A 26,243-nucleotide genomic window follows, 5' to 3' on the forward strand; every position below is an offset into this window, starting at 1 on the left:
GGGGTCGGGAGCAGGGGTCATGGCGGCTGTCATGGTTCAGGCATCCACGGCCCGCAGCGCGGCGCCCAGTGCGCGCACCTCGTCGGCGGTGTCCACGTCGAGCGCGCGGCGCGCAAGGTCTTGCAACTCGGCCAGCGAATGGCGGCGCAGCAGCGCCTTGACGGTGCTGATGTCACTGGTGCTCATGCTCAGCTCGTCCACGCCCAGGCCCACCAGCAGCGCGGCACCCAGAGGCTCGCCTGCCAGGCCACCGCACACGCCGACCCAGCGGCCATGCTGGCGTGCGCCGGCCACCGTGCGCTCGACCAGGCGCAGCACCGAGGGGTGCAGGCTCTCGGCCATGCCGGCAAGCTCGGGATGCTGCCGGTCCACGGCCAGCGTGTACTGGGTCAGGTCGTTGGTGCCGATGGAGAAAAAGTCCACGTGCGCGGCCAGCCGGTCGGCCAGCAGCGCGGCCGAAGGCACCTCGATCATGATGCCTACCGGCACGGCGGGCGCGTCGAGTTCGGCGCGGACGGTCTCCATGCGCGCGCGCAGGGTGAGCACCTCTTCCACGGTGCTGATCATCGGGAACATGATCTGGATCGGGCCGTGCTTGGCCGCGCGGTACAGCGCGCGCAACTGCGGCACGAGCAGGTCGTCGCGGCGCAAGGCCAGCCGCGCGCCGCGCACGCCGAGGAAGGGGTTTTCCTCGACCGGCAGGTCCAGGTGGGGCACCTTCTTGTCGCCGCCGATGTCCAGCGTGCGCACCACCAGTGGCAGGCCGTGCAGGGCTTCGACCATGGCGCGGTAGGCCTGGTACTGGTCTTCCTCGTCGGGCACGGTGTCGCGTTCGAGGAAGAGGAACTCGGTGCGCATCAGGCCCACGCCTTCGGCCCCTGCTTCCAGTGCCTTGACGGCCTGGTCGGCACGGTTGACATTGGCCGCGATTTCCACCGTGTGGCCATCGGTGGTGGTCGCGGGCAACTGGCGCGAGCGGGCTTCTTCTTCCTGCAGGCGGGCCAGTCGGGCAATGTGCGTGCGTGCCTCGACCAGTGCGATTTCGCTGGGCGCTACGTACAGGCGACCGCGATAGCCGTCGAGGATGGCGACGGTGCCGGCCAGGCTGGGCGTGCCCGCGGGCGCGTGGCCGGCCGAGCTCTCGGCGCCGGTCGGCAGCACGGCCGGACCGGCGGCGACCACGGCGGGCAGGCCCAGCGCGCGCGCCAGGATCGCGGTATGGGCGGTCGGGCCGCCGCGTGCCGTGCAGAAGCCACGCACGCGGGCGGGGTCGACCTGCGCGGCCATCGATGGAGAAATATCGTCTGCCAGCAGGATGGCGTCGTCGGGCCAGGCGGGCGCGGCCGCGCTGTCGTCCTGGCCGCGGCCCAGCAGGTGGCGCAGCACGCGTTCGCCCACGTCCTGCAGGTCGGCCGCGCGGGCGGCCAGGGTGGCATCGGCCAGCGCGCGCTGCGCGGTCACGCGTTCGGCCATGGCGTGGCGCCAGGCCCAGGCCGCACCGTGCTGCTGCACGACGCTGCGGCTGACGGCCTGCAGCAGCTCAGCGTCCTGCAGCAGGCCCTGGTGCGCCGTGAAGATGGCGGCCTGTTCCTGACGGCCGCCGGCACGGGCTTCGTCGGCGAGCGCGTGCAACTGGTCCAGCGCCGCGGTCAAGGCGTGGTCCAGCGCGGCAGCTTCGGCCGCGACAGAGGTGAAACGGTCTTCGACTTCCAGCGCCGTATCGCCGACATGCACCAGCGTGCCCACCACCAGCCCGGGGCTGGCGGCGATGCCGGTGATGGTGTGGCGCGCGGCGGGTTGCCAGTCGCCGAGCGCGCGGCCCAACCCTTGAGCCTGCGCCTGGCGCGCTGCCGACAGCTCGGTCTGGCGGCTCTCCTCATCACCCAGGCGGGCGATCGTGGCCGACAGGGTGGACAGCGCCGCGGCGGCATCGCTGCCCTGTGCCGACAGGCGCAACTGAGCGCCGCGGGCGGCACCCAGGCTCAACAGTGCGGCCACGCTCTTGGCATCGGCCACCGTGTCGCCGCAGCGCACGTGCACGCGGGACTGGAAGCGGCCGGCCACACGCGCCCATTCGCCTGCCGGGCGGGCATGCAGGCCGCTCGGGTAATTGAGCGACAGCTCGCGGCCCAGCGGAAAGTCTTCCAGCGCGGCAGCGCCGCCGTTGGACTCGGCCGGGCCATCGGCGAGCAGTGCGCCAATGATGTCCTGTGCGTTGGTGGTGGTGGCCAGGCGCTGCATGAGCGCGCTGTCGCGCATCACGCGGGTCAGGCGGCGCAGCACCTGCAGGTGGCCGTCCGAGGCGGCGGCGATGGCCACGACCAGGCGGGCCTGCTTGGCATCGTCGCCCCAGCGCACGCCCGCAGGCACCTGCAGCACGGCCAGGCCGGTGCGCAGCACCAGGTGCTTGTCTTCCACCATGCCGTGAGGGATGGCCAAACCCTCGCCCAGGAAGGTATTGGCCGCCTTCTCGCGCTGCAGCATGCTGTCGACGTAGGCCGGATGGATGTGGCCAGCCTCGGCCAGCAAGGCGCCTGCCGCACGCACGGCATCTTCTCGGTTGTGGGGTGCCGCGCCCAGGCGGACTTCGACCGGAATGGTGGACATGGTCATGTCTCCTGCAAATTTGGTATCGATTCCAAAGCCGATTATGAAATGCGCGGTGTGCCCACGGCAACCCTGGATGCTGCTTGTCGTCTGAAAATTAAGGGAATACCCTAATGAAATAACAGGAAGATTTGCCTAGATCTTTGCGTTTTCACGCAACACCCGTCGGTGTCACAGCCGATCGCTGCGCGCCCGGTCTTGGGCCGTCTGCAGCCGCTATCGACGAATTTTTTGAAATCGTTACCATCTATGGTGCTGCGGCGGTGTTGCGAACCGCAGGGGCATGCCGCCCGAGCGCAGCACGTGCAGAGTCGCTTTTTCAGGAGCTTCCACATTGGCCAGCATCAAGGACGTCGCGCAGCGCGCGGGCGTATCGACCACCACCGTCTCGCGGGTGCTCAGCACGCCGCAGGCTGTGCGTGCCGCGCTGCGCACGCGAGTCGAGCAGGCGATCGCCGAACTGGCCTATCGGCCCAACCTGGCCGCCCGCCGGTTGCGCCAACGCCGGGCTTCGCTGGTCGGGCTGATCGTGTCGGACATCCGCAGCCCTTTCTTTACCGATGTGGGCCGCGCCGTGGAAGACGTTGCCTACCGCCACGGCCTGCGCCTCATCCTGTGCAACAGCGACGAGAACCCGGCCAAGGAGCAGTCCTACCTCGAGCTGATGGCCGATGAGCAGGCCAGCGGCGTGATCCTCTCGCCCACCATGCAGGGACTGCAGCAGTTGCGCCCCGAGGCCTGGCCGTTCCCGCTGGTGCTGGTGGACCGTGCGCTCGAGAACACGCGGGTCGACCGCGTCGTGCTGGACAACCAGGCGGCGGCGCGCCGTGCCACCGAACACCTGCTGCAATCGGGCTACCGCCGCATCGTCCTGCTGGCGGGTGCCCACAGCACCACCGGCCAGCAGCGCCACGCGGGCCATGTCCAGGCGCTGGCAGCGGCGGGCCTCACGCCCCGGCCCGTGTGGGTCGAGCCCACGCACCGCGCGGGCGTCCAGGCTGCGGCCGACGTGCTGGCGGGGCCCGATCGGCCCGACGCCCTGCTGGTCACCAACGGCGTTCTCCTGCTCGGTGCGCTGCAGGCGATCCAGGCTGCGGGCCTGCGCACGCCGCACGACATCGGCCTGGCCGGTTTCGACAACAACGACTGGACGGCGCTGCCCGCGCTCGACGTGACCACCGTGGCCCAGCCGACCTACGACATCGGGCGTACCGCCGCCGAACTGCTGCTGCAACGCATGCAGGACGCCACGCGCCCCGTGCGCCAGGTGGTGCTGGAAGGCGCGCTGGTGGTGCGTGGCTCCAGCGTCAGGTCGGCGCCTGCGCCAACGCTGCCTTGACGGCCTGAACGACGAACCACGCCGCAACCGGCAGGTTCGGGCCTCGCTCGCTAAGATCACGGTTTTCTCTTGAGGAAAGGCCCGAGCGGCCCTTTGGATGACCATGTGCGGTGCCGAACTCCATCCCCTGTCCGACAGTGTCCAGCGCGTCGCACGCGCCTTGCGGGACGCCGACCATCCCCATGCCCCGCAGATGCTCGACGACGCCGCACGCACGGCGCAGCAGGCGGCCGATGCGCTGGGCGTGGCGGTCGGACAGATCGCCAAGAGCATCATCTTCCGGCGCAAGAGCGACGATGTGGCGGTACTGGTGGTCACGTCGGGCGACAAGCGGGTCGACGAAAAGAAGGTGGAGGCCCTCGTGGGCAAGCTCGGGCGTGCCGATGCAGCCTTCGTCAAGGCCACCACCGGGTTTTCCATCGGCGGTGTCTCGCCTTTTGCGCACCTCGTGCCCAGTGTCACGCTGATCGATCGCGAGCTCTTTCGCTTCGACGAGGTCTGGGCGGCAGCGGGTCATCCGCACGCGGTGGTGCGCCTGCGTCCTGCCGACCTCGAACGGCTGACCGGCGCGCCGGTGGCCGACGTGGTGTGAACGCCGATCCGCTCGCCGTGCTGGCCGGGCGCGCCGTGGCGGCCCAGGGGCTCGCGCACGACCTGCCGTCGCCCTGTGTCTCGGTCTGCCGCATGGACACCGCGCAAGGCTTCTGCACCGGCTGTCTGCGCACCCTGGACGAGATCGCCGGCTGGGGCCATACCGACGACACCACACGCCGCCGCATCTGGCGCGCCATCGAACTGCGCGCGCGCACCGGGCTCTGGGGCGACGGTCCCACCGGCCCGGGCGAAGGAGCCTCTGCATGAAGCACATCACCTTCCATCTCGACTTCATTTCCCCGTACGCCTACCTGGCCTTCGAGCACCTGCCCGAAGCGCTGCAGGGCTTGAGCTACAGCGTGCGTTACCAGCCGGTGCTGCTGGGCGCGATCGTGCAGCACCACGGCCAGCTCGCGCCCGCGCAGATCCCGGCCAAGCGGGCCTGGACCTATCGCCATGTGCTGTGGCTGGGCCATGCGCATGGCATTCCGATCGACCTGCCTGCCTCGCATCCCTATGACCCGTTGCCGCACCTGCGCCTGGCGCTGGCGACCACGCACGACGGTGCGATCAACCGCCATGTGGCCGAGCTCATCTTCCGCGACGTCTGGCGTGGTGGTGCCGAAGCGACCGACGCGGCGCGGCTGGCGGCACTGTCCGCCCGGCTGCCGCAGGTGCGCGACGGCCATGGCGATGCGGCCCGTGCGCAGTTGAGGGCCAACACCGAACAGGCCATTGCTGCAGGGGTGTTCGGCGTGCCGGCCTTCGAATTCGACGGCCGGTTGTTCTGGGGCTTTGACGGCTTGGCCATGCTGCGCGCGGCACTCGAAAACGATGCCTGGTTCGATGGGCCGCAATGGGACGAGGCCGATCGCCGGCCTTCGCTGCTGCGCAGCAATCGCCCAATTCCTGCATCCTGAAACGCGCTGCGCGGGTTTCACCCTAAACCGTCAGCGAAGGTTCAGTTTGGCGCAAGGCTCGGGTCAGTCGCCACTCCAAGAATGGGTCACGGTTCCTGGCAGGGGCCGCAATATTCTTAGGAGACAAGCAATGGCAGCCACGTTAGATTCCCGCGGCCTACCGCACCCGGCGCCTCGGCCCATGTCCAATGAGGAGAGGAAGGTCATCTTCGCCTCCTCGCTGGGCACCGTGTTCGAGTGGTACGACTTCTACCTCTACGGTTCGCTGGCGGCGATCATCGCGCGCCAGTTCTTCAGCGGTCTGGATGCGGGCGCCGCCTTCATCTTCGCGCTGCTGGCCTTCGCGGCCGGCTTCCTGGTGCGGCCCTTCGGCGCCATCGTGTTCGGCCGCCTGGGCGACATGATCGGCCGCAAGTACACCTTCCTGGTCACCATCCTGATCATGGGCCTGTCGACCTTCATTGTCGGCCTGCTGCCCAGCTACGCCACCATCGGTGTCGCCGCCCCCGTCATCCTGATCGCACTGCGCATGCTGCAGGGCCTGGCGCTCGGCGGCGAGTACGGCGGTGCCGCCACCTACGTCGCGGAACACGCGCCGCACGGCAAGCGCGGCGCCTACACCTCGTGGATCCAGACGACGGCCACGCTGGGTCTCTTCCTGAGCCTGCTGGTCATCCTGGGCGTGCGGCTGGCGGTGGGGGAAGCAGCCTTCGCCGACTGGGCCTGGCGCATTCCTTTCCTCGTCTCGATCCTGCTGCTCGGCGTGTCGGTGTGGATCCGCCTGTCGCTGTCGGAGTCGCCGGCCTTCCAGAAGATGAAGGCCGAGGGCAAGACCTCGAAGGCCCCGCTGTCCGAGTCCTTCGGCGAGTGGAAGAACCTGAAGATCGTCATACTGGCGCTGGTCGGCCTGACCGCCGGCCAAGCCGTGGTCTGGTACACAGGCCAGTTCTATGCGCTGTTCTTCCTCACGGCCCAACTGAAGGTCGACGCAACCGCCGCCAACCTGATGATCGCTGCGGCCCTGCTGCTGGGCACGCCGTTCTTCGTCGTGTTCGGTATGCTGTCCGACAAGATCGGCCGCAAGCCCATCATCATGGCCGGTTGCCTGCTGGCGGTGGTCACCTACTTCCCGGTTTTCAAGATGATCACCGAGGCCGCCAACCCCGACCTGGCGCGCGCGCAGGCCACGGCCGGCGTGACGGTCACGGCCGACCCGGCCAGCTGCTCCTTCCAGGGCAACCCGGTGGCCCGCGAGATCGACTTCAGCAGCTCCTGCGACATCGCCAAGCGCTACCTCGTGCAGAACTCGGTGAGCTATGAAAACGTGGCCGGTCCGGCGGGCTCGCCCGCGGTGGTGAAGATTGGCGACAAGACGGTGTCGGCGCCCACGGGCAACGTCGTCAACCTGAAGTTCGACGAGGCGTCGGCCAAGTCCATTGCGGCCTTCAAGAAGGAAGTCGGCGACGATCTGAAGATCGCCGGCTACCCGGCCAAGGCCGACCCGGCCAAGATGAACAAGGTGCTGACCGTGGCGCTGCTGTTCTGGCTGGTGCTGCTCGTGACCATGGTCTATGGCCCCATCGCCGCCATGCTGGTCGAGATGTTCCCCACGCGCATCCGCTACACCTCGATGAGCCTGCCGTACCACATCGGCAACGGCTGGTTCGGCGGCCTGCTGCCCACCACCGCCTTCGCCATCGTGGCGAGCACCGGCAACATGTACAACGGCCTCTGGTATCCGATCATCATCGCGGGCGTCACGCTCGTCATCGGCACGATCTTCATCAAGGAAACGAAGGACGTGGACATCTACGCCAATGACTGAGCATTCCCCCAGGCTTGCTCGCTTCGCGTAGCCGCCCGCCCACCCCTTGCAGGGGGCAACACCAACGACCCGGCGAAGCCGGTTCCGCGGTGTTTCCCTGAACGACTGGGTGCCGCTGAAGAGGGGGGTGCCGTTGAACAAAGGGGCTTCATGCGCCGAGGCTGCATGAGGCCTTTTTCTTGAGCCGCTTTGCTTTTATTTATTTACAACCAGGAGACTCCCCGCCATGTGGAAAATCGTCGTCGGCTTCGTCATCTTTGCTGCGCTCGCCTTGTTCGTGATCATGAAAGCCGGCGACAAGGTCGACATGTCGGGCGAAAAGCATGGGTCGGATGCGCTGCACGCGCCTGAACCGGCCGCCTCGGCTGCCAGCGCGCCGAAATAAAACGCAGGGCCCAGCGCCCCGGTCACTTGTTCTGGCACGGCGCGGTGGCTGACACGCGGCCGCGCAAGACCCTGCCATGGCGCCGCCATGTGCCCGTCCCTAGAATGTCTGCCCCACCCCCAAGGCACGCATGACACAGGGCACCATCCGGATCCGCGGCGCACGCCAGCACAATCTCCAGAACCTCGATCTCGACATCCGCACCGGCGAGATGACCGTGGTCACCGGGCCCAGCGGCTCGGGCAAGTCGAGCCTCGTGTTCGACACCCTCTATGCGGAAGGCCAACGTCGCTACGTCGAGACCTTCTCGGCCTACGCGCGCCAGTTCCTCGACCGCATGGACAAGCCGGCCGTCGACAGGGTGGAGGGCGTGCCGCCCGCCATCGCCATCGACCAGACCAACCCGGTGCGCTCCTCGCGTTCCACGGTCGGCACGATGACCGAGCTCAACGACCACCTGAAGCTGCTCTACGCGCGGGCCTCGCAGTTGTTCGATCGCGAGACGGCGCTGCCCGTGCGCCACGATTCGCCCGACACCATCTATGCCACCCTGGCCGAGCGGGCGGCGGCCGCCGGCGATGCGCGCGTCGTCGTGACCTTTCCGGTCGAGCTGCCTGCGTCCACCACGCCCGATGAAATCACGCAATGGCTGTCGGCCAGCGGCTTCACGCGGGTGCAGGCCGAGCGCGAAATCGCCACGCCGACCGGCCCGCGCAAAGTGCTCGACGTGGTGGCCGACCGGTTCCGCCTGGCGGGGACCGAGCGCGTGCGCGTGCTCGAGGCGATCGAGACGGGCCTCAAGCGCGGCGGGGGCCGGCTGACGGTGTATGCGTTGCCTTCGCAAGAGGGCGCCGAGCCGGAGATATGGAAGTTCTCGACCGGGCTGCATTGTCCCGAGAGCGACGTGCGCTACAGCGATCCGATTCCGTCGATGTTCTCCTTCAATTCGGCGGTCGGCGCCTGTGAGACCTGCCGTGGCTTCGGCCGCGTGATCGGCGTGGATTTCGGGCTGGTCATTCCCAACGACAAGCTCACGCTGCGCGCTGGCGCCATCAAGACCATCCAGACGCCGGCTTGGAAAGAGGCGCAGGACGACCTCATGCGCCATGCCGAAGACGCCGGCATCCCGCGCGATACGCCCTGGGCCAAGCTTACGCAGGAACAGAAGGACTGGGTGCTCGACGGCTCGCCCAACTACAAGGGCAAGTGGAATCAGCAGTGGTACGGCATCAAGCGCTTCTTCGGCTACCTGGAGAGCAAGGCGTACAAGATGCACATCCGCGTGCTGCTGTCCAAGTACCGCAGCTACACGCCATGCCCGGACTGCGCCGGTGCGCGCCTGAAGCTGGAGCCCCTGCTCTGGCGCATGGGCAGCAAGGCCGACGCCGACGCCGTGCTCGCGCCGGCCAGGCGCTTCATGCCCGTGGGCGTGAAGTGGTCGCGCGATCAGCTCGAAGCGTTGCCCGGGCTGTGCCTGCACGACCTGATGATGCTGCCGATCGAGCGACTGCGGAAGTTCTTCGATGGCATCGAGCGCCGCGGCAACGGCGCGAATGCCAACGAAGGCGACGCCCAGGCGCTCAAGCTGCTGTTCGAGGAAATCACCACGCGCCTGCGCTACCTGCACGACGTGGGCATCGGCTACCTGACGCTCGACCGCCAGAGCCGCACGCTCAGCGGCGGCGAGGTGCAGCGCATCAACCTCACGACCGCACTCGGCACCTCGCTGGTCAACACGCTGTTCGTGCTCGACGAGCCCAGCATCGGCCTGCATCCGCGCGACATGAACCGCATCACCGAGGCCATGCTGCGTCTGCGCGACGCGGGCAACACGCTGGTGGTGGTCGAGCATGACCCGGCCGTGATGCTCGCGGCCGACCGTGTGATCGACATGGGCCCGGGCCCCGGCATTCGCGGTGGCCAGATCGTTTTCGACGGCACCACCGACGCGCTGCGCAACGCGCCGACTTTGACGGGCGACTACCTGGGGGGCCGCAAGCAGATCGGCATGGGTTTCAAGCGCGCCGTCACCGACAGCACGCCGCGCCTCATCCTCGAAGGCGCGCGCGAGCACAACCTGCAGAACCTGACGGTCGACATTCCCCTGCAGCGCCTGGTGGTCGTCACTGGCGTGAGTGGTTCGGGCAAGTCGACGCTGGTGCAGGACGTGCTGGCACCAGCGCTCATGCGTCACTTCGGCAAGGCCACGGAAACGCCGGGCCTGCACGACCGGCTGCTCGGCGCGGACCACCTGAGCGACGTCGTTTTCGTCGACCAGTCGCCCATCGGCAAGACCGCGCGCTCCAACCCCGCGAGCTATGTCGGCGCGTGGGATGCCGTGCGCGAGATCTTCGCCACTGCGCCGCTGTCGCGCCAGCGCGGCTACACCGGCAGCAAGTTCAGCTTCAACAGCGGCGATGGCCGCTGTCCGACCTGCGGCGGCTCGGGTTTCGAGCACGTGGAGATGCAATTCCTCTCCGACGTGTACCTGCGCTGCCCGGACTGCGACGGCAAGCGCTATCGCCCCGAGATCCTGGAGGTCACGATCGAGCGCGGCAACCGCAAGCTCAATGTGGCCGATGTGCTGGACCTCACCGTGGCCGAGGCCGCAGCGCTCTTCAGCTTCGACCGCGAGGTGCTGCGCGTGCTGCAGCCGATCGTCGACGTCGGCCTCGACTATGTGAAGCTGGGCCAGCCCGTGCCGACGCTGTCGGGTGGCGAGGCGCAGCGCCTGAAGCTGGCGGGCTTCCTCGCAGATGCGGTCAAGGGCACGACGGCCAGCCGTCAGGCGCTGGCACGCAAGGGCACGCTGTTCCTGTTCGACGAACCCACGACGGGCCTGCATTTCGACGACATCGCGCGCCTCATGCGCGCGCTGCGCAAGCTGCTCGATGCGGGCCATTCGCTGGTCGTGATCGAGCACAACCTCGATGTCATCCGCGCGAGCGACTGGCTGATCGACTTGGGCCCCGAGGGGGGTGACGGTGGCGGGCGGATCGTTGCGGTCGGCACACCCGAACAGGTGCGCGAGATGACGGGCACGTCCACCGGCGACGCGCTGCGCGACTACGAACTGGCTCTGGGACCGTCGCGCTTTGCTGCGCGCGAGCCGCAGCCACGCGCCCTGCCGGCGATGGGCCGCGAGGCGATCCAGATCGTCAACGCGCGCGAGCACAACCTGAAGAACCTGAGCGTCGATATTCCGCGCGGCAAGTTCAGCGTGGTGACGGGCGTGAGCGGCTCGGGCAAGTCGACGCTGGCCTTCGACATCCTGTTCAACGAAGGGCAGCGGCGTTACCTCGAATCGCTCAACGCGTATGCGCGCAGCATCGTGCAGCCGGCGGGCCGCCCCGAGGTGGACGCGGTCTACGGCATTCCGCCGACGGTGGCCATCGAGCAGCGCCTGTCGCGCGGCGGCCGCAAGAGCACGGTGGGCACGACCACCGAGGTGTGGCACTTCCTGCGGCTGCTGTACGTCAAGCTGGGCACGCAACACTGCATCCACGACGGCGCAGCCGTGCAGCCGCAGACACCCGACAGCATCGCGGCGCAACTGCTGAAGAACTTCAAGGGCCAGCACATCGGCCTGCTCGCGCCCTTGGTGAGCAACCGCAAGGGCGTCTACACCGAGCTGGCCGACTGGGCGCGTCCACGCGGCTTCACGCACCTGCGGGTCGATGACGGCTTTCTGCCGACCACGAATTTCCCGCGCCTGGATCGCTTCAAGGAGCACAGCATCGAGCTGCCCGTGGCGAGCCTGGACGTGTCGGCAGAAAACGAGCTGCTGCTGCGCGAGTCGTTGCGCAAGACGCTGGAACACGGCAAGGGCGTGCTGCATGTGATGAGCGACATCGGCGGATTGCGCGCCGCCATGGAAGCCGGCGCGCCGACCGCGGGCATCGGCCGCACGCAGGTGTTCTCCACGCTGCGCGCCTGCCCGGTGTGCAGCACGAGCTACGCCGAGCTCGATCCGCGCCTGTTCAGCTACAACAGCAAGCATGGCTGGTGCCCCGACTGCGTGGGTACTGGCGTCAAGCTCACGAAGGACCAACGCAAGGTCTACGACGATTCGGTGCTGGCCGACGACCAGAAGGGCCGGGAGCAGACGTTTGCCGAGCCCGAAGCCGAAGATGTGGGTGACACGGTCTGCCCGACCTGCGAAGGCACGCGTCTGAATGCGGTGGCCCGCGCGGTGCACTTCGGCCCGGCGGGCATCGGCATCGCCGAGATCGCGCGCATGAGCGTGAGCGACATCCGCGCCTGGTTCGAGCAGCTCACGCTGAGTGGGCGCGAGGCCGAGATCGCGCGCGACCTGGTGCCGGAGATCAAGAGCCGCCTCGAATTCCTGGAGGAGGTCGGCCTGGGCTACCTCACGCTGGACCGGGGTGCGCCCACGCTCTCGGGCGGCGAGGCCCAGCGCATCCGGCTGGCGGCGCAGTTGGGCAGCAACCTGCAAGGCGTGTGCTACGTGCTCGACGAGCCGACCATCGGCCTGCATGCACGCGACAACCGCATCCTGCTCAACGCACTGCACAAGCTGGGCGAGAAGGGCAACACGCTGGTGGTGGTGGAGCACGATGAAGACACCATTCGCCGCGCCGACCACATCATCGACATCGGGCCGAGCGCGGGCAAGCGCGGTGGCCGACTGGTGGCCGAAGGCTCGGTGGCCGACATCGAGGCGGCGTCCGATTCGCAGACCGGTCGCTATCTGCGCGATGCGATCCGGCATCCGCTGCAGACGCGCCGCCTGGTGCCGCCGCCGGAGCCTGGCGCGCCCGACTGGCTCACCGTGCGCGGCGCCGATCTGCACAACCTGCAGGACGTGACGTCCACGCTGCCGCTGCATCGCCTGGTGGCGATCACCGGCGTGAGCGGCTCGGGCAAGTCGACGCTCGCGCGCGATGTGCTTCTGGCCAACGTCCAGGCTGTCGTGGTCCAGCGCATGACCAAGGCGGGCCGCGATGCCGATGCCGCCGGCAAGCGGCCCGCCTGGTCGGGTTGCCGGGGCGTGGACGGCTACGAGACCATCGACCGCGTGCTCGAGGTCGACCAGACGCCCATTGGCAAGACGCCGCGCAGCTGCCCGGCGACCTACATCGGTTTCTGGGACACGATCCGCAAGCTATTCGCCGACACGCTGGAGGCCAAGGCGCGCGGCTATGCGCCGGCGCGCTTCAGCTTCAACACCGGCGAAGGCCGTTGCCCCGGCTGCGACGGCGCGGGCATCCGTACCATCGCGATGAGCTTCCTGCCCGACGTGAAGGTGCCTTGCGAGGTCTGCCATGGCGCGCGCTTCAATCCCGAGACGCTGGCGGTGAGCTGGCGTGGCAAGAGCATCGGCGACGTGCTGCAGATGGAGGTGGACGAGGCGGTCGACTTCTTCGCCTCGATGCCCAACATCGCCCATCCGCTGCAATTGCTCAAGGACGTGGGCCTGGGCTATCTCACCCTGGGACAGCCGTCGCCCACGCTGTCGGGTGGCGAGGCCCAGCGCATCAAGCTGGTGACCGAACTGAGCAAGGTGCGCGACGACGTCACGCGCCGCGGGCAGAAGGCGCCGCACACGCTGTACGTGCTCGACGAGCCGACGGTCGGCCTGCACATGGCGGACGTCGAGAAGCTGATCCACGTGCTGCACCGGCTGGTGAACGCGGGCCACAGTGTGGTCGTCATCGAACACGACCTCGACGTGATCGCCGAAGCCGACTGGCTGATCGACCTCGGTCCCGAGGGCGGCAACGGCGGCGGGCGTGTGGTGGCGGCGGACACGCCCGAAGCGGTGGTGCGGCTGGGCACGCACACGGGCGTGGCGCTGGCGCCTGTGCTGGCGCGGTGAAGGCACGGCGGATGGGGGCGCGGTGTCAGGGTGAGGCGCGGCCGTTTCACTGCTGCATGCTGACTGCGACCTGACGCCAAGGTGACTGCCGAGGGCAGTCACCGATTGTGCGAGGGCGTTTCGCTCGGCCCAATGGGGTTTTCAAGCCATTCCCCAGGAAACCCACGCTCCATGCAACGACGTTATCTGCTGTCTCTCGGTGCCGCCACGCTCGCCAGCGCCGCCGCGCTCGCACCGTTTGCGGCCCAGGCCCAGAACTTTCCCACGCGCCCCATCAAGCTCGTGATCGCCTTTCCGGCGGGCGGCCCCACCGACATCACGATGCGCCAGCTGGCCGAGAATGCTTCGAAGATCTTGGGCCAGCCCGTCATCATCGACAACAAGCCGGGTGCCGGTGGCACGCTGCCGGCACAGGCGTTGCAGATCTCCCAGCCCGACGGCTACACGGTCGCGCAGATTCCGCTGGGCGTGTTTCGCCTGGGCTACACGACCAAGATCAACTGGGACCCGATCAAGGACATCAGCTACGTGATCAACGTCACCGGCTACGCGTTCGGCGTGGTGGTGCCTGCAGACAGCCCGTTCAAGAACTGGCAGGACTTCGTGAACTATGCCAAGGCGAACCCCGGCAAGTTGACCTATGGCTCCACCGGCACGCTGACCAGCCCGCACCTGACGACGGAACTGGTGGCGCAGAAGGCCGGCATCCAGCTGCAGCACGTGCCCTACAAGGGCAGCGCTGACCTGATGCTGGCAGTGGTCAGCGGCCAACTGATGGCGGCCGTGGACAGCACCGGTTTTGCGCCGCAGGTCGAGGCGGGCAAGCTGCGCGTGCTCAACACCTGGGGCGAGAAGCGCCTGGCCAAGTTTCCCGACGCGCCCACGCTGAAGGAGCTGGGCTACGACATCGTCCAGAACTCGCCGTTCGGCATCGGCGCACCCAAGGGCACGCCGCCCGAGGTGGTCAAGAAGCTGCACGATGCCTTCAAGCAGGCGATGGAGGAGCCCAGCTACGTCGCATCGCTCGGCCGCTACGACATGCTGCCCAACTACATGAGCTCGGCCGAATACACCAAGTTCGCACAGGACACGGTGGTGCGCGAGAAGGCCGTCATCGAGAAACTGGGGCTGGCCAAGGCGCCTTGATCAGCGGTCTGCGGGCGCTGCCGCCCGGAACAGCGCCGCCACCAGCGTCTCGGCCAGCGCTGGCGTCACGGCGTCTGCACCGAACAGCAGCCGAAACACGATCGGTGCCACCAGGTGGTCGATCACCTGCTGCGGCGCGAGCGTGGGTTCGCCACGGCGATGGGCTCGCTCGATCATCACGCCGGCCTCGACCTTGCGGTTGCGCAGGCAGTGCGTGTCTTCCTGGTTGTCCAGCGCGGCCGCTGCCTTGAGCAGGGCCTTGTGCCCCGGCTGAGTCATGTGCGCGATCAGCTCGCGGGCCCATGCTTCGAGGTCCCGGCGCAGGTCGCCTGTGTCCGGCAGCGGCCGATTCGGGTCGAGCCGTGCCGTCGCAGTTTCGGCCAGCAGTCCCGAGAGGTCGCCCCAGCGCCGGTAGATGCTGGAAGCGCTCACGCCGGCACGTTCGGCCACTGCAGGCACGGTGACGCGCTCGCGCCCCTCCTCGGCCACCAGCGCTTCGAGTGCGGCTCGCACCTGCGCCTGCACATGGGCGCTACGGCCCCCGGGGCGTTTGACTTGAACTGTGTGGGTGTTCATGGTGGTACTTTAACGCAACAAGTTTTGCGTTAGTCTTGTGCTGTGCTTACAATCTCAAAAGCGAAATTCTTCGCTTTAAGGTTCAGGCATGTTGGACATCTTTTCTCGCTTCCACCCGACGACCCGCAGGTCCGTCACGCCGTGGCGCCTGCCGTCCAACCTTGCGTTCGGCTTGTTGGCCACGGTCCTGTTCGCATTTTTCTTCGCCGCCAGCGCGCCGTCGCCGCTGTTCGTGGTGTTCCAGCATGCCTGGGGCTTCTCGTCCTCGATGCTCACGGTCGCGTTCGCGGTCTACGCGCTGGCGCTGATGCTCTCGCTCGTGGTGGCGGGATCGCTGTCCGATCACATCGGCCGGCGCCCGGTTGTGTTCGCGGCGCTGGTGCTGCAGGCCGTGGCCATGGGGATGTTCCTGCTGGCGCGCGGGATCGGCGGCCTGATCGCCGCGCGCATCGTGCAAGGCGTGGCCACCGGCATCGCGAGCGGCGCGCTGAGTGCCGCCGTGGTGGAGGCCGCGCCCGCAGCCCGCAAGCGCTTGGGTGCGCTGGTCGGCAGCGTGGCGCCGCTGGCGGGGCTGGCCGTGGGCGCCTTGGCGACGGGCGCCGCCGTGCGCTTCGGTAGCCAGCCGGTGCCCTGGGTTTTCGGCCTGATGGGGCTGTGCTTCGCGCTGGGCGCGGTGCTGGTGCTCTTCGTGCCAGAGAGCGTCAGCCCACGGGCCGGCGCGCTCGCCTCGCTGGTGCCGCGGGTGTCAGTTCCGGCCGCAGCGCGCACCGCCTTCGTTCGGGCGGTACCGGTGCTGGTCACGGTCTGGGCGCTCGGCGGCCTTTTTCTGTCGCTCGTGCCGTCGCTGCTGCTGCATGTCTTCGAGGTCGATAACGGGCTGGTCAACGGCTTGGCGATCGCCGTGCTCTCAGGGGTGGGGGCTGTCGCGCCCACCTTGCTGGGACGGCTCTCGCCCGCGCGGATCGCGGCCATCGGCATGGCTGCCATCGCGCTCGGACTGGGGCTGTTGCTTGGCGCCATCGGCACGCGCTCGCTTGGACTTTTCTTCGCGGGCACGGCGGTGGCCGGCATCGGTTTCGGCGCCGCTTTCTCGGCCACGATCCAGACCCTGGCGCCTTTGGCGCAACCCGGTGAGCGTGGCGAACTGTTCGCCGCGATCTTCGTTGCAAGCTATCTCGCTTTCAGCCTGCCGGCCATGGTGGCTGGCTTCCTGGTCGCGCCGTTCGGGCTGTTGGCGACAGTACGTGGTTACGCGGTGCTCCTGCTGGCGCTGGCCGTGGTGGGGGCCATGCTGCAGGGGGCGGCAGGGCGGGACGGCCGTCGCTCCCTCTGACGCTGGTTCGTCGACGTCCGCCGGCTCAGCGCGCCGCGAGCACGGCCCTCGCCACTTCGGCAAAGCCCGCACCGCGCTCGCCCTGCGTCACGTAGCGCGGCAGGTGCTCAAGCACCGGCACGAAGCGCGCAATGTTGGCAACGCCGATGCTGTGGGCGAAAGCCTCGAACATCAACTGGTCGTTGGTGGAATCGCCGACATAGACCCAGCGGTCTCGCTCGGCATCCAGCGTGCGACCCAGCAGTTCCCGCACGATCCAGCGCGCGCCCTCGAGCTTGTTGTGATCGCCGTACCAGCCGTTGATGTGGATGCTGCTCACCGTCGCGTGCATGCCTTCGCCCTGCATCAGCGCCACCACCGCGGCGATCTGCGCTTCGGTCAGTTGCGTGAATTCGCTGTGGTCGATCGCGATGTCGCATTCACGGCCTGCCGAGTCGGTGGCACGCCGGGCACCGGGCACTTCGGCCTCGATGCGCGCGAGCACCTGCTGCATGCGCGCGAAGTTGGCTGTTCGCGTGGCCAGGTCCTGCTGGTAGTGCTTGGCAAGCTCGCCGTCTGGGCCGCGCACCAGCGCCACGGCACCGTTTTCCGCGACGATGGCATCGACCGGCCAGCTGCGGGCAAAGGGCTCGCTCCAACCCACCGGCCGCCCCGTGATGGCGATCACCGACACGCCCACGGCTTTCAGGTCCGCGAGCGCCTGCAAGGCGTCGGGCGTGATGGTGCCGTCGGTGGTCAGCGTGTCGTCGATGTCGGTGAAGACGCCGGTCAGGCGGGCCACGTCCGCGGCAGGCCACAACGCCAGAGCCTGCATCGTCCGGCGCGGGAGCGCTTGCCGGAAGACGAGTTGCCTGGCGGCGACGAAGTTGGCGCACATCCCTGTCACGCTGCCGATGGCGACGCCCAGTGCAGCCGCGGCCGGCCCATGGACGAAGTGCAAGGTGAGCGCATAGGCGCCGTAGTTCAGCACAGCGCCACCCAGCATGGAGCCGAGGTAGCGCAGGTATTCGCGGCCGACGGCGCCGACGCCCGGGCCGCCCGCAGCAGCGCCCGCCGAGAAGGTGTAGCGGCGGTTCAGCCACCAGGTGGCCGAAGCGGCGGCCCAGAACGAGACCGCGCGGCCGCCATACCAACCGAGCCACGGCGCCGTGAGGAAGAGCACGCCGAGGTCGACCAGCAGGCCCGCGACGCCCACCACGCCGAAGCGCGCGAACTGGCCGATGAGGCGGGGGCTCACGGTGCGTCGGTCCAGCGTGGCCGCGGAATGGACAGGTAGATCAGGCGCTTGGCCTCCTGCCTGCCGAGTGTGACGGTGCGCAGGATGGCGCCGCAGGCCAGCGACAGCATGCCGCTGAGCATCATGCCGGTGGCGAGCACGGCCGTCGGCAGGCGCGGTACCAGGCCGGTCTGAACGTAGACGACGAACAGCGGCAACGCGAGCAGCAGCGACGCCAGGGCGAGGATCGCCGCCAGGATCGAGAAGAAGGTCAGTGGCCGTTCGCTGACGAACAGGCGGGCGATGGTCATGAGAATGCGCCGGCCGTCGCGGAAGGTCGACAGCTTGCTCTGCGTTCCCTCGGGTCGCGCCAGGTAGGGCACCGGAACCTCGGCGTAGGCCATGCGAAGTTCGAGCGCATGCACCGTGAGTTCGGTTTCGGTCTCGAAGCCCTGGGCCGATGCCGGGAAGGACTTGACGTAGCGTCGCGAAAAGATGCGGTAGCCCGAGAGCATGTCGCTGAACGAGCCGCCGAACAGGCCCGACACGGCAGAGGTCAGCATCCGGTTGCCCAGCCGATGGCCAGGGCGGTAGGTCTGGGGATTGCGCCCGTCATCCATGCGCGCGCCCACGATCATGTCGAGGCCCTCGCGCAGAAGCTGGTCGACCATGCGCTGGGCTTGCGTGACGTCGTAGGTGGCGTCGCCGTCCACCATCACATAGAGGTCGGCCTCGACGTCGGCGAACATCCGCCGCACCACGTTGCCCTTGCCGCGCAGCGCCACATGCGCGACGTGGGCGCCATGCGCCCTTGCGACGGCCGCCGTGCCGTCGGTCGACGCGTTGTCGAACACGTGGATCGATGCCTGCGGCAACGCAGCCCGGCAATCGGCGATGACCGTCGCGATCGCGTTGGCCTCGTTGAAGCAGGGAATGACGACCGCGATGCGAGGAAAGGCAGCGGATGGAGGCATCGGGTTCATGGCAAGGCGGTGGTCTGCAGGCGGTAGAGATGGATGCCGTGATCGGCGTAGACGGGCGTGAACCAGCGTTCGAAGTCGGGTGCCGCGACCGTGTCCGGCATGCGGCCGGTGTCCACGACCAGCGCGTCGAAGCCTTGCGCCGCAAGCGCGCGATGCAGGGCTTCAGGCGGCAGCGTGGCAAAGTCGCGGTAGCGCCACGGACCGAAAACGTCCCCCCAGATGGGACGGGGCGCATAGTACAGCGAGCCTTCCAGGCCCATCTGGTAAGTCTTTCCGGCGGGGTGCGTCTTCAGGTATTGCCACATGCCGTAGCTCTTCAGGCGTTGGGCCAACAGCGCCTCGCGGGCGGACGGGGTGAGTGCAACGCGCTTGGCGTACTTCACGGTGCTCACGAGCGCGGCCACCGCAACGAGCAGAATCGCCAGTGCACCGATCCAACGCTGCGCACGTTCGAACCGCGGCATGTCGATGGGCTGGAACAGCCGCTGCGATACTTGAATCCATGCAGCGGCTGCAAGCAGCGCAAGCAAGGGAAAGGCTGTCATCAGGTAGCGCGGATACGGTGAACTCGCGACCCATACCACCAGCATCCAGGCGCAGAAGTACATGGCACCGCGCGCGGCCGGTGACCGTCGCAACGCCGGGATGAAGGGCGCAAGCAACGCGGGCCAGAGCAGCCAGTGCGGCAGGCCGGCGGCGTTGTGCAGATCCTCGAACTGACCGCGATAGTCCGACAGGTTCCAGTCGCTGAAGCCGAACAGCCGGCCGCCCAGCGGTGCGAAGGGGTCACCGGTCGCCAGCGCGTTGCGCAGGTACCAGTAGCCGCAAGGCAGCACCAGGCTCACGATCGTCAGCAGCCAGGTGTCCGGACGCCGGTCCTGCCACGCAAGGGCCACGGCGAAGAAGGGCAGGATCGCCAGCACCTGGTATTTGGTGCCCGCTGCCACGCCGAGCGAGAAGCCGCACGCGGCGAGCCAGAAGCGCAGCCGGGTCGCACGCCACTGCGCGAAGGCGATGCAGCCCGTCAGGACCAGCAGCGTGGCGCCCATGTCCACATAGGCGCGGTCGTATTCCGAAACCGACAGCACCACCCAGATCATCGCGGCCAGGCAGCCGCCGACACGGCTGAGGTGCGCCACGCCGAGCTGATAGACCATCCACGCGGTCAGCCATCCTGCGCTCGCATGCAGCAGATGGGTCAGGATGTCGTTGCCGAAGAGCAGCGCCGCTGCATACAGCAGGTCGTAGTTGTACGGAAACCAGCGATAGCGCAGCCATTCGTTGACCTGAAGCCGCCCGCTCAATGCCCATTCGCGCGCGTGCGGCAAGTGGTACATGAGTTCGTCCCATTGCAGCGGCGGGGACAGTGGCGCGAGCAATGTCGATGCAAGGGCCAGGGCCAGCAGGATCAGCGCGCAGCGCTCGGCCGGAAGCAGAGGCGGGCGCTTCTTGGCGGCCGGGCCCTGCGCGCGCAATTTGAAAAGGCGCCAGGCTTGCAGCGCCGCGGTGATCCATCCGATGGCGATCAGCGCCAGCACCGGCCCGCGCCGCAGTGCGCCGCCGATGGCAAGCCACTGCAGACCGCAGACGGCGACGCACAGGCCGATCGCGATGGCCATCGGATGGCGCAGGCCTTGCGGTAGCTCACCGCCAGCAGGCACCGCCCGCATCAGAAGGTTGCCCAGGCCCCAGCATGCCAGCAGCACGCTGGCGAGCGCGGCATAGTGTCCGATGCCGTGCGTCAGTGTTTCCAGCACGACGGCGTGCCCTCAGCCCGCCGTTTGCAGTGCCAGTCCCGCGTGTTCCCGCAACGGATGGAAGTGGATCTTCGGAAAGCGCTCCTGGGCCAGCCGCACGTCGTACGGCGAGGTGCAGAGGTACGCGAGCGTGTTGGCCGCATCGAGTGCCATGCGCGCCGGGTAGGCGTTGACGAACTCGCGCAGTTCGGCCGGCGTGTCGGCGGTGATCCAGCGCGCGCCGGTGTACTGGCAGCCTTCGAGCCGCACGTCGGCGTCGTACTCGGCCTTCAGGCGGTGCTGCACGACTTCGAACTGCAACTGCCCGACGGCGCCCAGCAGCATCGGGCCGCCGACCTCGGGGCGGAAGACCTGGATCGCGCCTTCTTCGCCGAGCTGGGCCAGGCCTTGCTGAAGCTGCTTGGTGCGCAGCGGGTTCTTCAGGATCACGGTCATGAACAGCTCGGGCGCGAAGAAGGGCAGGCCGGTGAACTGCAGGTTGGCGCCGTCGGTGATGGTGTCGCCCAGCTGAACGCCGCCGTGCGTGGTGAAGCCGACGATGTCGCCCGCGTAGGCCTCTTCCACCGCCTCGCGGCGCTGGCTCATGAAGGTCACGACGCTGGTCGGGCGCAGTTCCTTGGCCGTGCGCTGCACCTTGAGCTTCATTCCCGGCGTGTACTTGCCCGAGGCCATGCGCACGAAGGCGATGCGGTCGCGGTGGTTGGCGTCCATGTTGGCCTGCACCTTGAAGACCACGCCGGCGAAGTCCTTGTCCGCGGGCTGGATCTCCTTGACCACCGGCTGGCGGTTGACCAGCGTGGTGCTGGTGCGCGACTGCGGTGGCGGCGCCAGGTCGACCAGTGCGTCGAGCACTTCCATCACGCCGAAGTTGTTCACGCCGGAGCCGAAGAACACCGGCGTCTGCTTGCCGGCGAGGAAGGCCGCATGGTCCCAGGTGGGCGATGCGCCGGTGGCGAGCTCCATGCTGTCCATGGCCGATTCGAAGTCGGCACCGAAGCGCTTGGTCAGCGTGTCGCGATCGCTCAGCGGGATGGTTTCGAAATCGTCCGACAGGCGTTCCTTGCCCGACTCGAACACCGTCATCGCCTGCGTGCGCAGGTTCATGATCCCGCGGAAGCTCTTGCCCTGGCCGACCGGCCAGGTCATCGGCACGCAGGGCATGCCGAGTTCGCGCTCCACCTCGTCGAGGATGTCCAGCGGCTCGCGCACCTCGCGGTCCATCTTGTTGACGAAGGTGATGATGGGCGTGTCGCGCTGCCGGCAGACCTCGATCAGCCGCCGCGTCTGGGCTTCCACGCCGTTGGCGGCGTCGATCACCATCAGCGCCGAGTCGACGGCGGTCAGCACCCGGTAGGTGTCTTCCGAGAAGTCCTTGTGGCCGGGGGTGTCGAGCAGGTTGATCACGTGGTCGCGGTACAGCATCTGCATGACCGACGAGGCCACCGAGATGCCGCGCTGCTTCTCGATTTCCATCCAGTCCGACGTGGCGTGGCGCGAGGCCTTGCGCGCCTTCACCGAGCCGGCGATCTGGATCGCGCCGGAGAACAGCAGCAGCTTCTCGGTGAGCGTGGTCTTGCCGGCGTCGGGGTGGGAAATGATCGCGAAGGTGCGACGGCGGCGGGTTTCGGATTCGAATGTCATGGGCCTGAACGCAGTGAACGCGGTGCGCGCAGAGAAAGCGGGAGCGCGGGGCGCTCACGGCGCAATGGCGACGCAAAACCAGCGATTTTAGCGACCCGCCGGCCACGGCCTGCGGTGTGACAAAGCGTTCACATTTGCGGCGCCCGCACTGCGCTAAAATCCGCGTTCCGAGGAGCGTTGCAGCGCCGTCAGGCGTGAGGCTCGGAACCATTCATTGCAACGACGCTCACCCGCTGTGTCCCAGGGTGAGTCCTGTCTGGCGCAGCGGCATCTTTGAAACCATCCTGGAGTTCCAATGAGCGCTGTTCTCAAGCCCGCATCCACCACCAACGCCGATCAGGCCATCGCCGACATCACCCTTGCCGCCTGGGGCCGCAAGGAAATCCGCATTGCCGAAACCGAAATGCCCGGCCTGATGGCCATCCGCGAAGAGTTCAAGGCGGCCCAGCCGCTCAAGGGCGCGCGCATTACCGGCTCGATCCACATGACGATCCAGACGGCCGTGCTGATCGAAACGCTGCAGGCCCTCGGCGCCAACGTGCGCTGGGCGTCGTGCAACATCTTCTCGACGCAGGACCATGCTGCTGCCGCCATTGCCGCGGCCGGCACGCCGGTGTTCGCCGTCAAGGGCGAAACGCTCACCGACTACTGGGACTACACCCACAGCATCTTCGACTTCGGCCCCAAGGGCTCGGCTGGCGAAGGCCCGAACATGATCCTGGACGACGGCGGCGACGCAACGCTGCTGATGCACCTGGGCCAACGCGCCGAGAAGGACCTGGGCGTGCTGGCCAACCCGACCAGCGAGGAAGAGCGCATCCTCTACGCCGCGATCAAGGCCAAGCTGGCGGTCGATTCCACCTGGTACACCCGCAAGTCCGCCGAGATCATCGGCGTGACCGAAGAAACGACCACCGGCGTGCACCGCCTCAACGAGATGTCCGCCAAGGGCACGCTGCAGTTCCGTGCGATCAACGTGAACGACTCGGTGACCAAGAGCAAGTTCGACAACCTGTATGGTTGCCGCGAATCGCTGGTCGACGGCATCAAGCGTGCCACCGACGTGATGATCGCTGGCAAGGTCGCCTGCGTGGCTGGCTACGGCGATGTGGGCAAGGGCTCGGCCCAGGCACTGCGCGCCCTGAGCGCCCAGGTGTGGGTCACCGAGATCGACCCCATTAACGCCCTGCAGGCCGCGATGGAAGGCTACAAGGTCGTGACGATGGAATACGCCGCCGACAAGGCCGACATCTTCGTGACGACCACCGGCAACAAGGACGTGATCCGCCACGAACACATGGCCGCCATGAAGGACCAGGCGATCGTCTGCAACATCGGCCACTTCGACAACGAGATCGACGTCGCGTCGATCGAGAAGTACGAATGGGAAGAGATCAAGCCGCAGGTCGACCACATCACCTTCCCGGACGGCAAGAAGATCATCCTGCTGGCCAAGGGCCGCCTGGTGAACCTGGGCTGCGGCACGGGTCACCCGAGCTTCGTGATGTCGTCGTCGTTCGCCAATCAGACCATCGCCCAGATCGAGCTGTTCACCAAGCCCGACGCGTACGAGGCCGGCAAGGTCTACGTGCTGCCCAAGCACCTCGACGAAAAGGTCGCACGCCTGCACCTGAAGAAGGTCGGCGCCATGCTCACCGAACTGACCGACACGCAGGCTGCCTACATCGGCGTGGACAAGGCCGGCCCGTACAAGCCGGACACCTACCGCTACTGATCGGCGATCTTGCGCGCTGATCAATTGTTGGTCGAGCGGGGGCTTGCCGCCTCGCGCTCACAAGCCGTCCGCCTCATTGCGGGCGGTCTGCGCTGGTTCGACGGCGTCGGCTGGCACACCGTGGCGAAGAACCGGGACGACATTCCCGAGAGCGCCGAACTCGAGCTGGCCGACGCGGCCGAGGCGCGCTACGTGTCCCGTGGCGGGCTGAAGCTCGAGGGCGCGCTGGGCGTTGCCGGCGTCGACCCGACCGGGCTGCATTGCCTGGACGTCGGCCAGTCGACCGGCGGTTTCACCGACTGCCTGCTGCAGCATGGCGCGGCGCATGTCACCGGCATCGACGTGGGTCACGGGCAACTGCACGACCGCGTGCGCGGCGACGAACGCGTCACGGCGATCGAGAAGGTCAACGCCCGCGCCCTGACGACGGACGACCTGCCCGAGGACGAGCGCCAGGACTTCGATCTGATCGTCGGTGATCTGTCGTTCATCTCGCTCACGCTGGTGCTGCCGGCCATCGTGCCGTTGCTGGCGCCGGGCGGAACGCTGCTTATGCTGGTCAAACCGCAGTTCGAACTGCAGCCCGGCCAGGTCGGCAAAGGCGGTATCGTGCGCGATCCGGCGATGTACGACGTGGTGCAAACGCGGCTGCGCGAAAGCTGCGCTGCGCTCGGCCTGCGCGTGCTGCGATGGTTCGACAGCCCGATCGCCGGTGGCGACGGCAACCGGGAGTTCTTCATTCATGCCGTCCCCGAGGGCGGCGCCACAGGAGCCGCAGGTGCGCCTTCCGCTGAGCTTTGAATTCTTTCCGACCAAGACGCCCGAAGGCGCGGTCAAGTTGCGCGCGGTGCGCCAGCAACTCTATGCGCTCAAGCCCGAGTTCTGTTCGGTCACCTACGGTGCAGGTGGTTCCACGCACGACGGCACGTTCAACGCCGTGCGCGAGATCCTGGCCGAAGGGGTCGACGCGGCCAGTCATTTCTCCTGCATCGGCGCAACCCGGGCCACCGTGCGCATGCAGCTCGAGGAACTCCGGTCGATGGGCGTCAGGCGCCTGGTGGCCCTGCGCGGCGACCTGCCCAGCGGCTATGGTGCCGGCGGCGAGTTCCAGTATGCGAGCGACCTGGTCGCCTTCATCCGCAGCGAGACGGGGCGTGACTTTCACATCGAGGTGGCCTGCTACCCCGAAGTGCATCCACAGGCGCGTTCGCCGCAAGCCGACCTGAAGGCCTATGCCGCCAAGGTGCAGGCCGGTGCCGATTCGGCCATCACGCAGTACTTCTACAGCGCCGATGCGTACTTCCGCTTCGTCGACGACAGCCGTGCGCTCGGGCTCGACGTGCCCATCGTGCCGGGGATCATGCCGATCACCAGTTCGACGCAGCTCATGCGCTTCTCCGACGCCTGCGGCGCCGAGATTCCGCGTTGGGTGCGGCTGCGGCTGCAGAGCTTCGGCGACGACACGGCATCGATCAAGGCCTTCGGCCTGGATGTCGTCACGTCGCTGTGCGAGCGGCTGTGCGCAGGCGGCGCCCCGGCGCTTCACATCTACACGATGAACCAGTCCGCGGCGCCCCTGGCGCTGCTTGACCGGCTCGGCTGGGATCGATGAGTTTGCGGCGTTGGCACCGGCACGTCCTGACCGTTTGTGCGGCAGGCTTGCTGGTGGCCTGCGCCACGCCGCCGGCGGAGCCAGTGGCCGCCGACGCGGCACCTGTCTCATCGAAGTTGCCCTCGTCATCGCCCGTGATTCCCAACGGCAAGCTGCAGCCCCTGGAACGCAAGCTGCAGGTGCCCGCGGGCGTCGGCCCGCGTTCGCAGGTCGCGGCGGTCGACTACGACCTGTCCGTGTCCCGCGCCATGGATCTGCCGCCCGATGACGGACTGCCGGGCGATGCCGCGCCGCGCATGGAACTCGAGCGCGGTGGTGCGTCGTGGTACGGCATCCAGTTCCACCAGCGCAGGACGGCGAGCGGCGAGCGCTTCGACATGGGGGCGTTCACGGCCGCGCACAGAACCCTGCCGTTCGGCAGCCACGTCTGCGTGCGCAGTCTGGTGACGGGCCTGGAGGTGATGGTCCGCATCAACGACCGGGGGCCGTATTCGTCCGGCCGGGTGATCGACCTCAGCCGCGCCGCAGCCGATGCCATCGGCATGTTGGGGCTGGGCATCAAGCCGGTGTCGCTGTCGCTGGTCGACAAGGGAGGCCGATGCGGTGACCAGGTCAACGACGAGAGCGATGCACTGATGGCCGAGGACGATTCAGCCGTCAGCCCTGCGCCGGCAGCGCGCAAGCCACGGGCCCGGGCGACCGCCCGCATTGCCTCCAAGCGCCACCGCTGAGCGG

The 26,243-nt window shown here is 67.8% G+C and carries 19 protein-coding genes, 1 pseudogene and 1 riboswitch; of the genes and pseudogenes, 13 read left to right on the forward strand and 7 right to left on the reverse strand.

The window, feature by feature from the left end; translation table 11 throughout:
• Window positions 1-36: 36 nt before the first annotated feature.
• Window positions 37-2,607, reverse strand: a complete 2,571-nt coding sequence (gene ptsP / locus J2W36_RS02480; RefSeq protein ID WP_307688090.1) for a phosphoenolpyruvate--protein phosphotransferase — start codon at window positions 2,605-2,607, stop codon at window positions 37-39.
• A gap of 334 nt (window positions 2,608-2,941) precedes the next feature.
• Between ptsP and J2W36_RS02485 the strand changes: the two genes are divergently transcribed.
• The 8 genes from J2W36_RS02485 to J2W36_RS02520 all read left to right on the forward strand — a co-directional run bounded on the left by J2W36_RS02485 (window position 2,942) and on the right by J2W36_RS02520 (window position 14,655).
• A complete protein-coding gene (locus J2W36_RS02485; protein WP_307688091.1) occupies window positions 2,942-3,946 on the forward strand; it encodes a LacI family DNA-binding transcriptional regulator in 1,005 nt (334 codons plus the stop codon).
• A gap of 103 nt (window positions 3,947-4,049) precedes the next feature.
• Window positions 4,050-4,538, forward strand: a complete 489-nt coding sequence (locus tag J2W36_RS02490; RefSeq protein WP_307688092.1) for a YbaK/EbsC family protein — start codon at window positions 4,050-4,052, stop codon at window positions 4,536-4,538.
• Window positions 4,535-4,807: a DUF1289 domain-containing protein gene (locus J2W36_RS02495; protein WP_307688093.1), complete on the forward strand. Its 273-nt coding sequence runs from the start codon at window positions 4,535-4,537 to the stop codon at window positions 4,805-4,807. The genes J2W36_RS02490 and J2W36_RS02495 overlap by 4 nt, the downstream gene beginning before the upstream one ends.
• Window positions 4,804-5,460 (forward strand): 2-hydroxychromene-2-carboxylate isomerase, encoded by a 657-nt coding sequence (locus J2W36_RS02500; RefSeq protein ID WP_307688094.1) that lies wholly within the window; start codon window positions 4,804-4,806, stop codon window positions 5,458-5,460. Before J2W36_RS02495 ends, J2W36_RS02500 begins: the two co-directional genes overlap by 4 nt.
• Before the next feature lie 130 nt (window positions 5,461-5,590).
• The gene (locus J2W36_RS02505; RefSeq protein ID WP_307688095.1) at window positions 5,591-7,285 is read left to right on the forward strand and encodes an MFS transporter; all 1,695 of its coding nucleotides are present in this window, start codon (window positions 5,591-5,593) and stop codon (window positions 7,283-7,285) included.
• Between the two features lie 226 nt (window positions 7,286-7,511).
• Entirely contained in the window at window positions 7,512-7,670 is a 159-nt protein-coding gene (locus J2W36_RS02510) for a hypothetical protein (RefSeq protein ID WP_307688096.1), read from the forward strand.
• A 130-nt stretch (window positions 7,671-7,800) separates the two neighbouring features.
• A complete protein-coding gene (uvrA, locus tag J2W36_RS02515; RefSeq protein WP_307688097.1) occupies window positions 7,801-13,509 on the forward strand; it encodes an excinuclease ABC subunit UvrA in 5,709 nt (1,902 codons plus the stop codon).
• A 171-nt stretch (window positions 13,510-13,680) separates the two neighbouring features.
• Entirely contained in the window at window positions 13,681-14,655 is a 975-nt protein-coding gene (locus J2W36_RS02520; protein ID WP_307688098.1) for a tripartite tricarboxylate transporter substrate binding protein, read from the forward strand.
• On the opposite strand, the gene J2W36_RS02525 is transcribed toward J2W36_RS02520, so the two are convergent.
• Window positions 14,656-15,231: a TetR/AcrR family transcriptional regulator gene (locus J2W36_RS02525; protein WP_307688099.1), complete on the reverse strand. Its 576-nt coding sequence runs from the start codon at window positions 15,229-15,231 to the stop codon at window positions 14,656-14,658.
• 88 nt (window positions 15,232-15,319) lie between these two features.
• Here J2W36_RS02525 and J2W36_RS02530 point away from each other — a divergent pair, with 88 nt between their 5' ends.
• Window positions 15,320-16,564, forward strand: a complete 1,245-nt coding sequence (locus J2W36_RS02530; RefSeq protein ID WP_307688100.1) for an MFS transporter — start codon at window positions 15,320-15,322, stop codon at window positions 16,562-16,564.
• Window positions 16,565-16,589: 25 nt separating this feature from the next.
• On the opposite strand, the gene J2W36_RS02535 is transcribed toward J2W36_RS02530, so the two are convergent.
• From J2W36_RS02535 to J2W36_RS02555, 5 genes and pseudogenes are all read right to left on the reverse strand, one after another.
• A complete protein-coding gene (locus tag J2W36_RS02535; RefSeq protein ID WP_307688424.1) occupies window positions 16,590-17,378 on the reverse strand; it encodes an HAD-IIB family hydrolase in 789 nt (262 codons plus the stop codon).
• Between the two features lie 36 nt (window positions 17,379-17,414).
• Window positions 17,415-17,801: pseudogene (locus J2W36_RS02540) on the reverse strand (GtrA family protein); the annotation flags it as partial.
• On the reverse strand, window positions 17,798-18,754 hold the full coding sequence (locus J2W36_RS02545) for a glycosyltransferase family 2 protein (protein WP_307688101.1): 957 nt from the start codon (window positions 18,752-18,754) through the stop codon (window positions 17,798-17,800). The gene J2W36_RS02545 and the pseudogene J2W36_RS02540, both read right to left, overlap by 4 nt.
• A 5-nt stretch (window positions 18,755-18,759) precedes the next feature.
• Complete coding sequence (locus J2W36_RS02550; protein WP_307688102.1) at window positions 18,760-20,520, reverse strand: ArnT family glycosyltransferase; 1,761 nt, start codon at window positions 20,518-20,520, stop codon at window positions 18,760-18,762.
• Between the two features lie 12 nt (window positions 20,521-20,532).
• The gene (locus J2W36_RS02555; RefSeq protein WP_307688103.1) at window positions 20,533-22,161 is read right to left on the reverse strand and encodes a peptide chain release factor 3; all 1,629 of its coding nucleotides are present in this window, start codon (window positions 22,159-22,161) and stop codon (window positions 20,533-20,535) included.
• Window positions 22,162-22,324: 163 nt separating this feature from the next.
• A riboswitch (S-adenosyl-L-homocysteine riboswitch) is annotated at window positions 22,325-22,396 on the forward strand.
• 60 nt (window positions 22,397-22,456) lie between these two features.
• On the opposite strand from J2W36_RS02555, the gene ahcY reads away from it, so the two are divergent.
• From ahcY to J2W36_RS02575, 4 genes are read left to right on the forward strand one after another with little or no spacing between them, the layout of a single operon-like run.
• Window positions 22,457-23,896 carry an adenosylhomocysteinase gene (ahcY, locus tag J2W36_RS02560; RefSeq protein WP_307688104.1) on the forward strand — a complete coding sequence of 480 codons (1,440 nt, stop codon included), beginning with the start codon at window positions 22,457-22,459 and terminating at the stop codon, window positions 23,894-23,896.
• Window positions 23,897-23,905: 9 nt separating this feature from the next.
• Window positions 23,906-24,697: a TlyA family RNA methyltransferase gene (locus J2W36_RS02565; protein ID WP_307688105.1), complete on the forward strand. Its 792-nt coding sequence runs from the start codon at window positions 23,906-23,908 to the stop codon at window positions 24,695-24,697.
• Window positions 24,675-25,508 (forward strand): methylenetetrahydrofolate reductase [NAD(P)H], encoded by an 834-nt coding sequence (gene metF / locus J2W36_RS02570; protein WP_307688106.1) that lies wholly within the window; start codon window positions 24,675-24,677, stop codon window positions 25,506-25,508. The genes J2W36_RS02565 and metF overlap by 23 nt, the downstream gene beginning before the upstream one ends.
• Window positions 25,505-26,239 (forward strand): septal ring lytic transglycosylase RlpA family protein, encoded by a 735-nt coding sequence (locus tag J2W36_RS02575; protein ID WP_307688107.1) that lies wholly within the window; start codon window positions 25,505-25,507, stop codon window positions 26,237-26,239. Before metF ends, J2W36_RS02575 begins: the two co-directional genes overlap by 4 nt.
• Window positions 26,240-26,243 lie beyond the last annotated feature (4 nt).

It is taken from the genome of Variovorax ginsengisoli (genome assembly GCF_030811835.1).
GTDB lineage: Bacteria > Pseudomonadota > Gammaproteobacteria > Burkholderiales > Burkholderiaceae_C > Variovorax > Variovorax ginsengisoli_C.

Coding starts and splice junctions, on each gene's coding strand:
- ptsP (WP_307688090.1), bottom strand. CDS start 2,607: ATGTCCACCATTCCGGTCGAAGTCCGCCTGGGCGCGGCACCCCACAAC.
- J2W36_RS02490 (WP_307688092.1), top strand. CDS start 4,050: ATGTGCGGTGCCGAACTCCATCCCCTGTCCGACAGTGTCCAGCGCGTC.
- J2W36_RS02500 (WP_307688094.1), top strand. CDS start 4,804: ATGAAGCACATCACCTTCCATCTCGACTTCATTTCCCCGTACGCCTAC.
- J2W36_RS02505 (WP_307688095.1), top strand. CDS start 5,591: ATGGCAGCCACGTTAGATTCCCGCGGCCTACCGCACCCGGCGCCTCGG.
- J2W36_RS02510 (WP_307688096.1), top strand. CDS start 7,512: ATGTGGAAAATCGTCGTCGGCTTCGTCATCTTTGCTGCGCTCGCCTTG.
- uvrA (WP_307688097.1), top strand. CDS start 7,801: ATGACACAGGGCACCATCCGGATCCGCGGCGCACGCCAGCACAATCTC.
- J2W36_RS02520 (WP_307688098.1), top strand. CDS start 13,681: ATGCAACGACGTTATCTGCTGTCTCTCGGTGCCGCCACGCTCGCCAGC.
- J2W36_RS02525 (WP_307688099.1), bottom strand. CDS start 15,231: ATGAACACCCACACAGTTCAAGTCAAACGCCCCGGGGGCCGTAGCGCC.
- J2W36_RS02530 (WP_307688100.1), top strand. CDS start 15,320: ATGTTGGACATCTTTTCTCGCTTCCACCCGACGACCCGCAGGTCCGTC.
- J2W36_RS02535 (WP_307688424.1), bottom strand. CDS start 17,378: ATGCAGGCTCTGGCGTTGTGGCCTGCCGCGGACGTGGCCCGCCTGACC.
- J2W36_RS02545 (WP_307688101.1), bottom strand. CDS start 18,754: ATGCCTCCATCCGCTGCCTTTCCTCGCATCGCGGTCGTCATTCCCTGC.
- J2W36_RS02555 (WP_307688103.1), bottom strand. CDS start 22,161: ATGACATTCGAATCCGAAACCCGCCGCCGTCGCACCTTCGCGATCATT.
- ahcY (WP_307688104.1), top strand. CDS start 22,457: ATGAGCGCTGTTCTCAAGCCCGCATCCACCACCAACGCCGATCAGGCC.
- J2W36_RS02575 (WP_307688107.1), top strand. CDS start 25,505: ATGAGTTTGCGGCGTTGGCACCGGCACGTCCTGACCGTTTGTGCGGCA.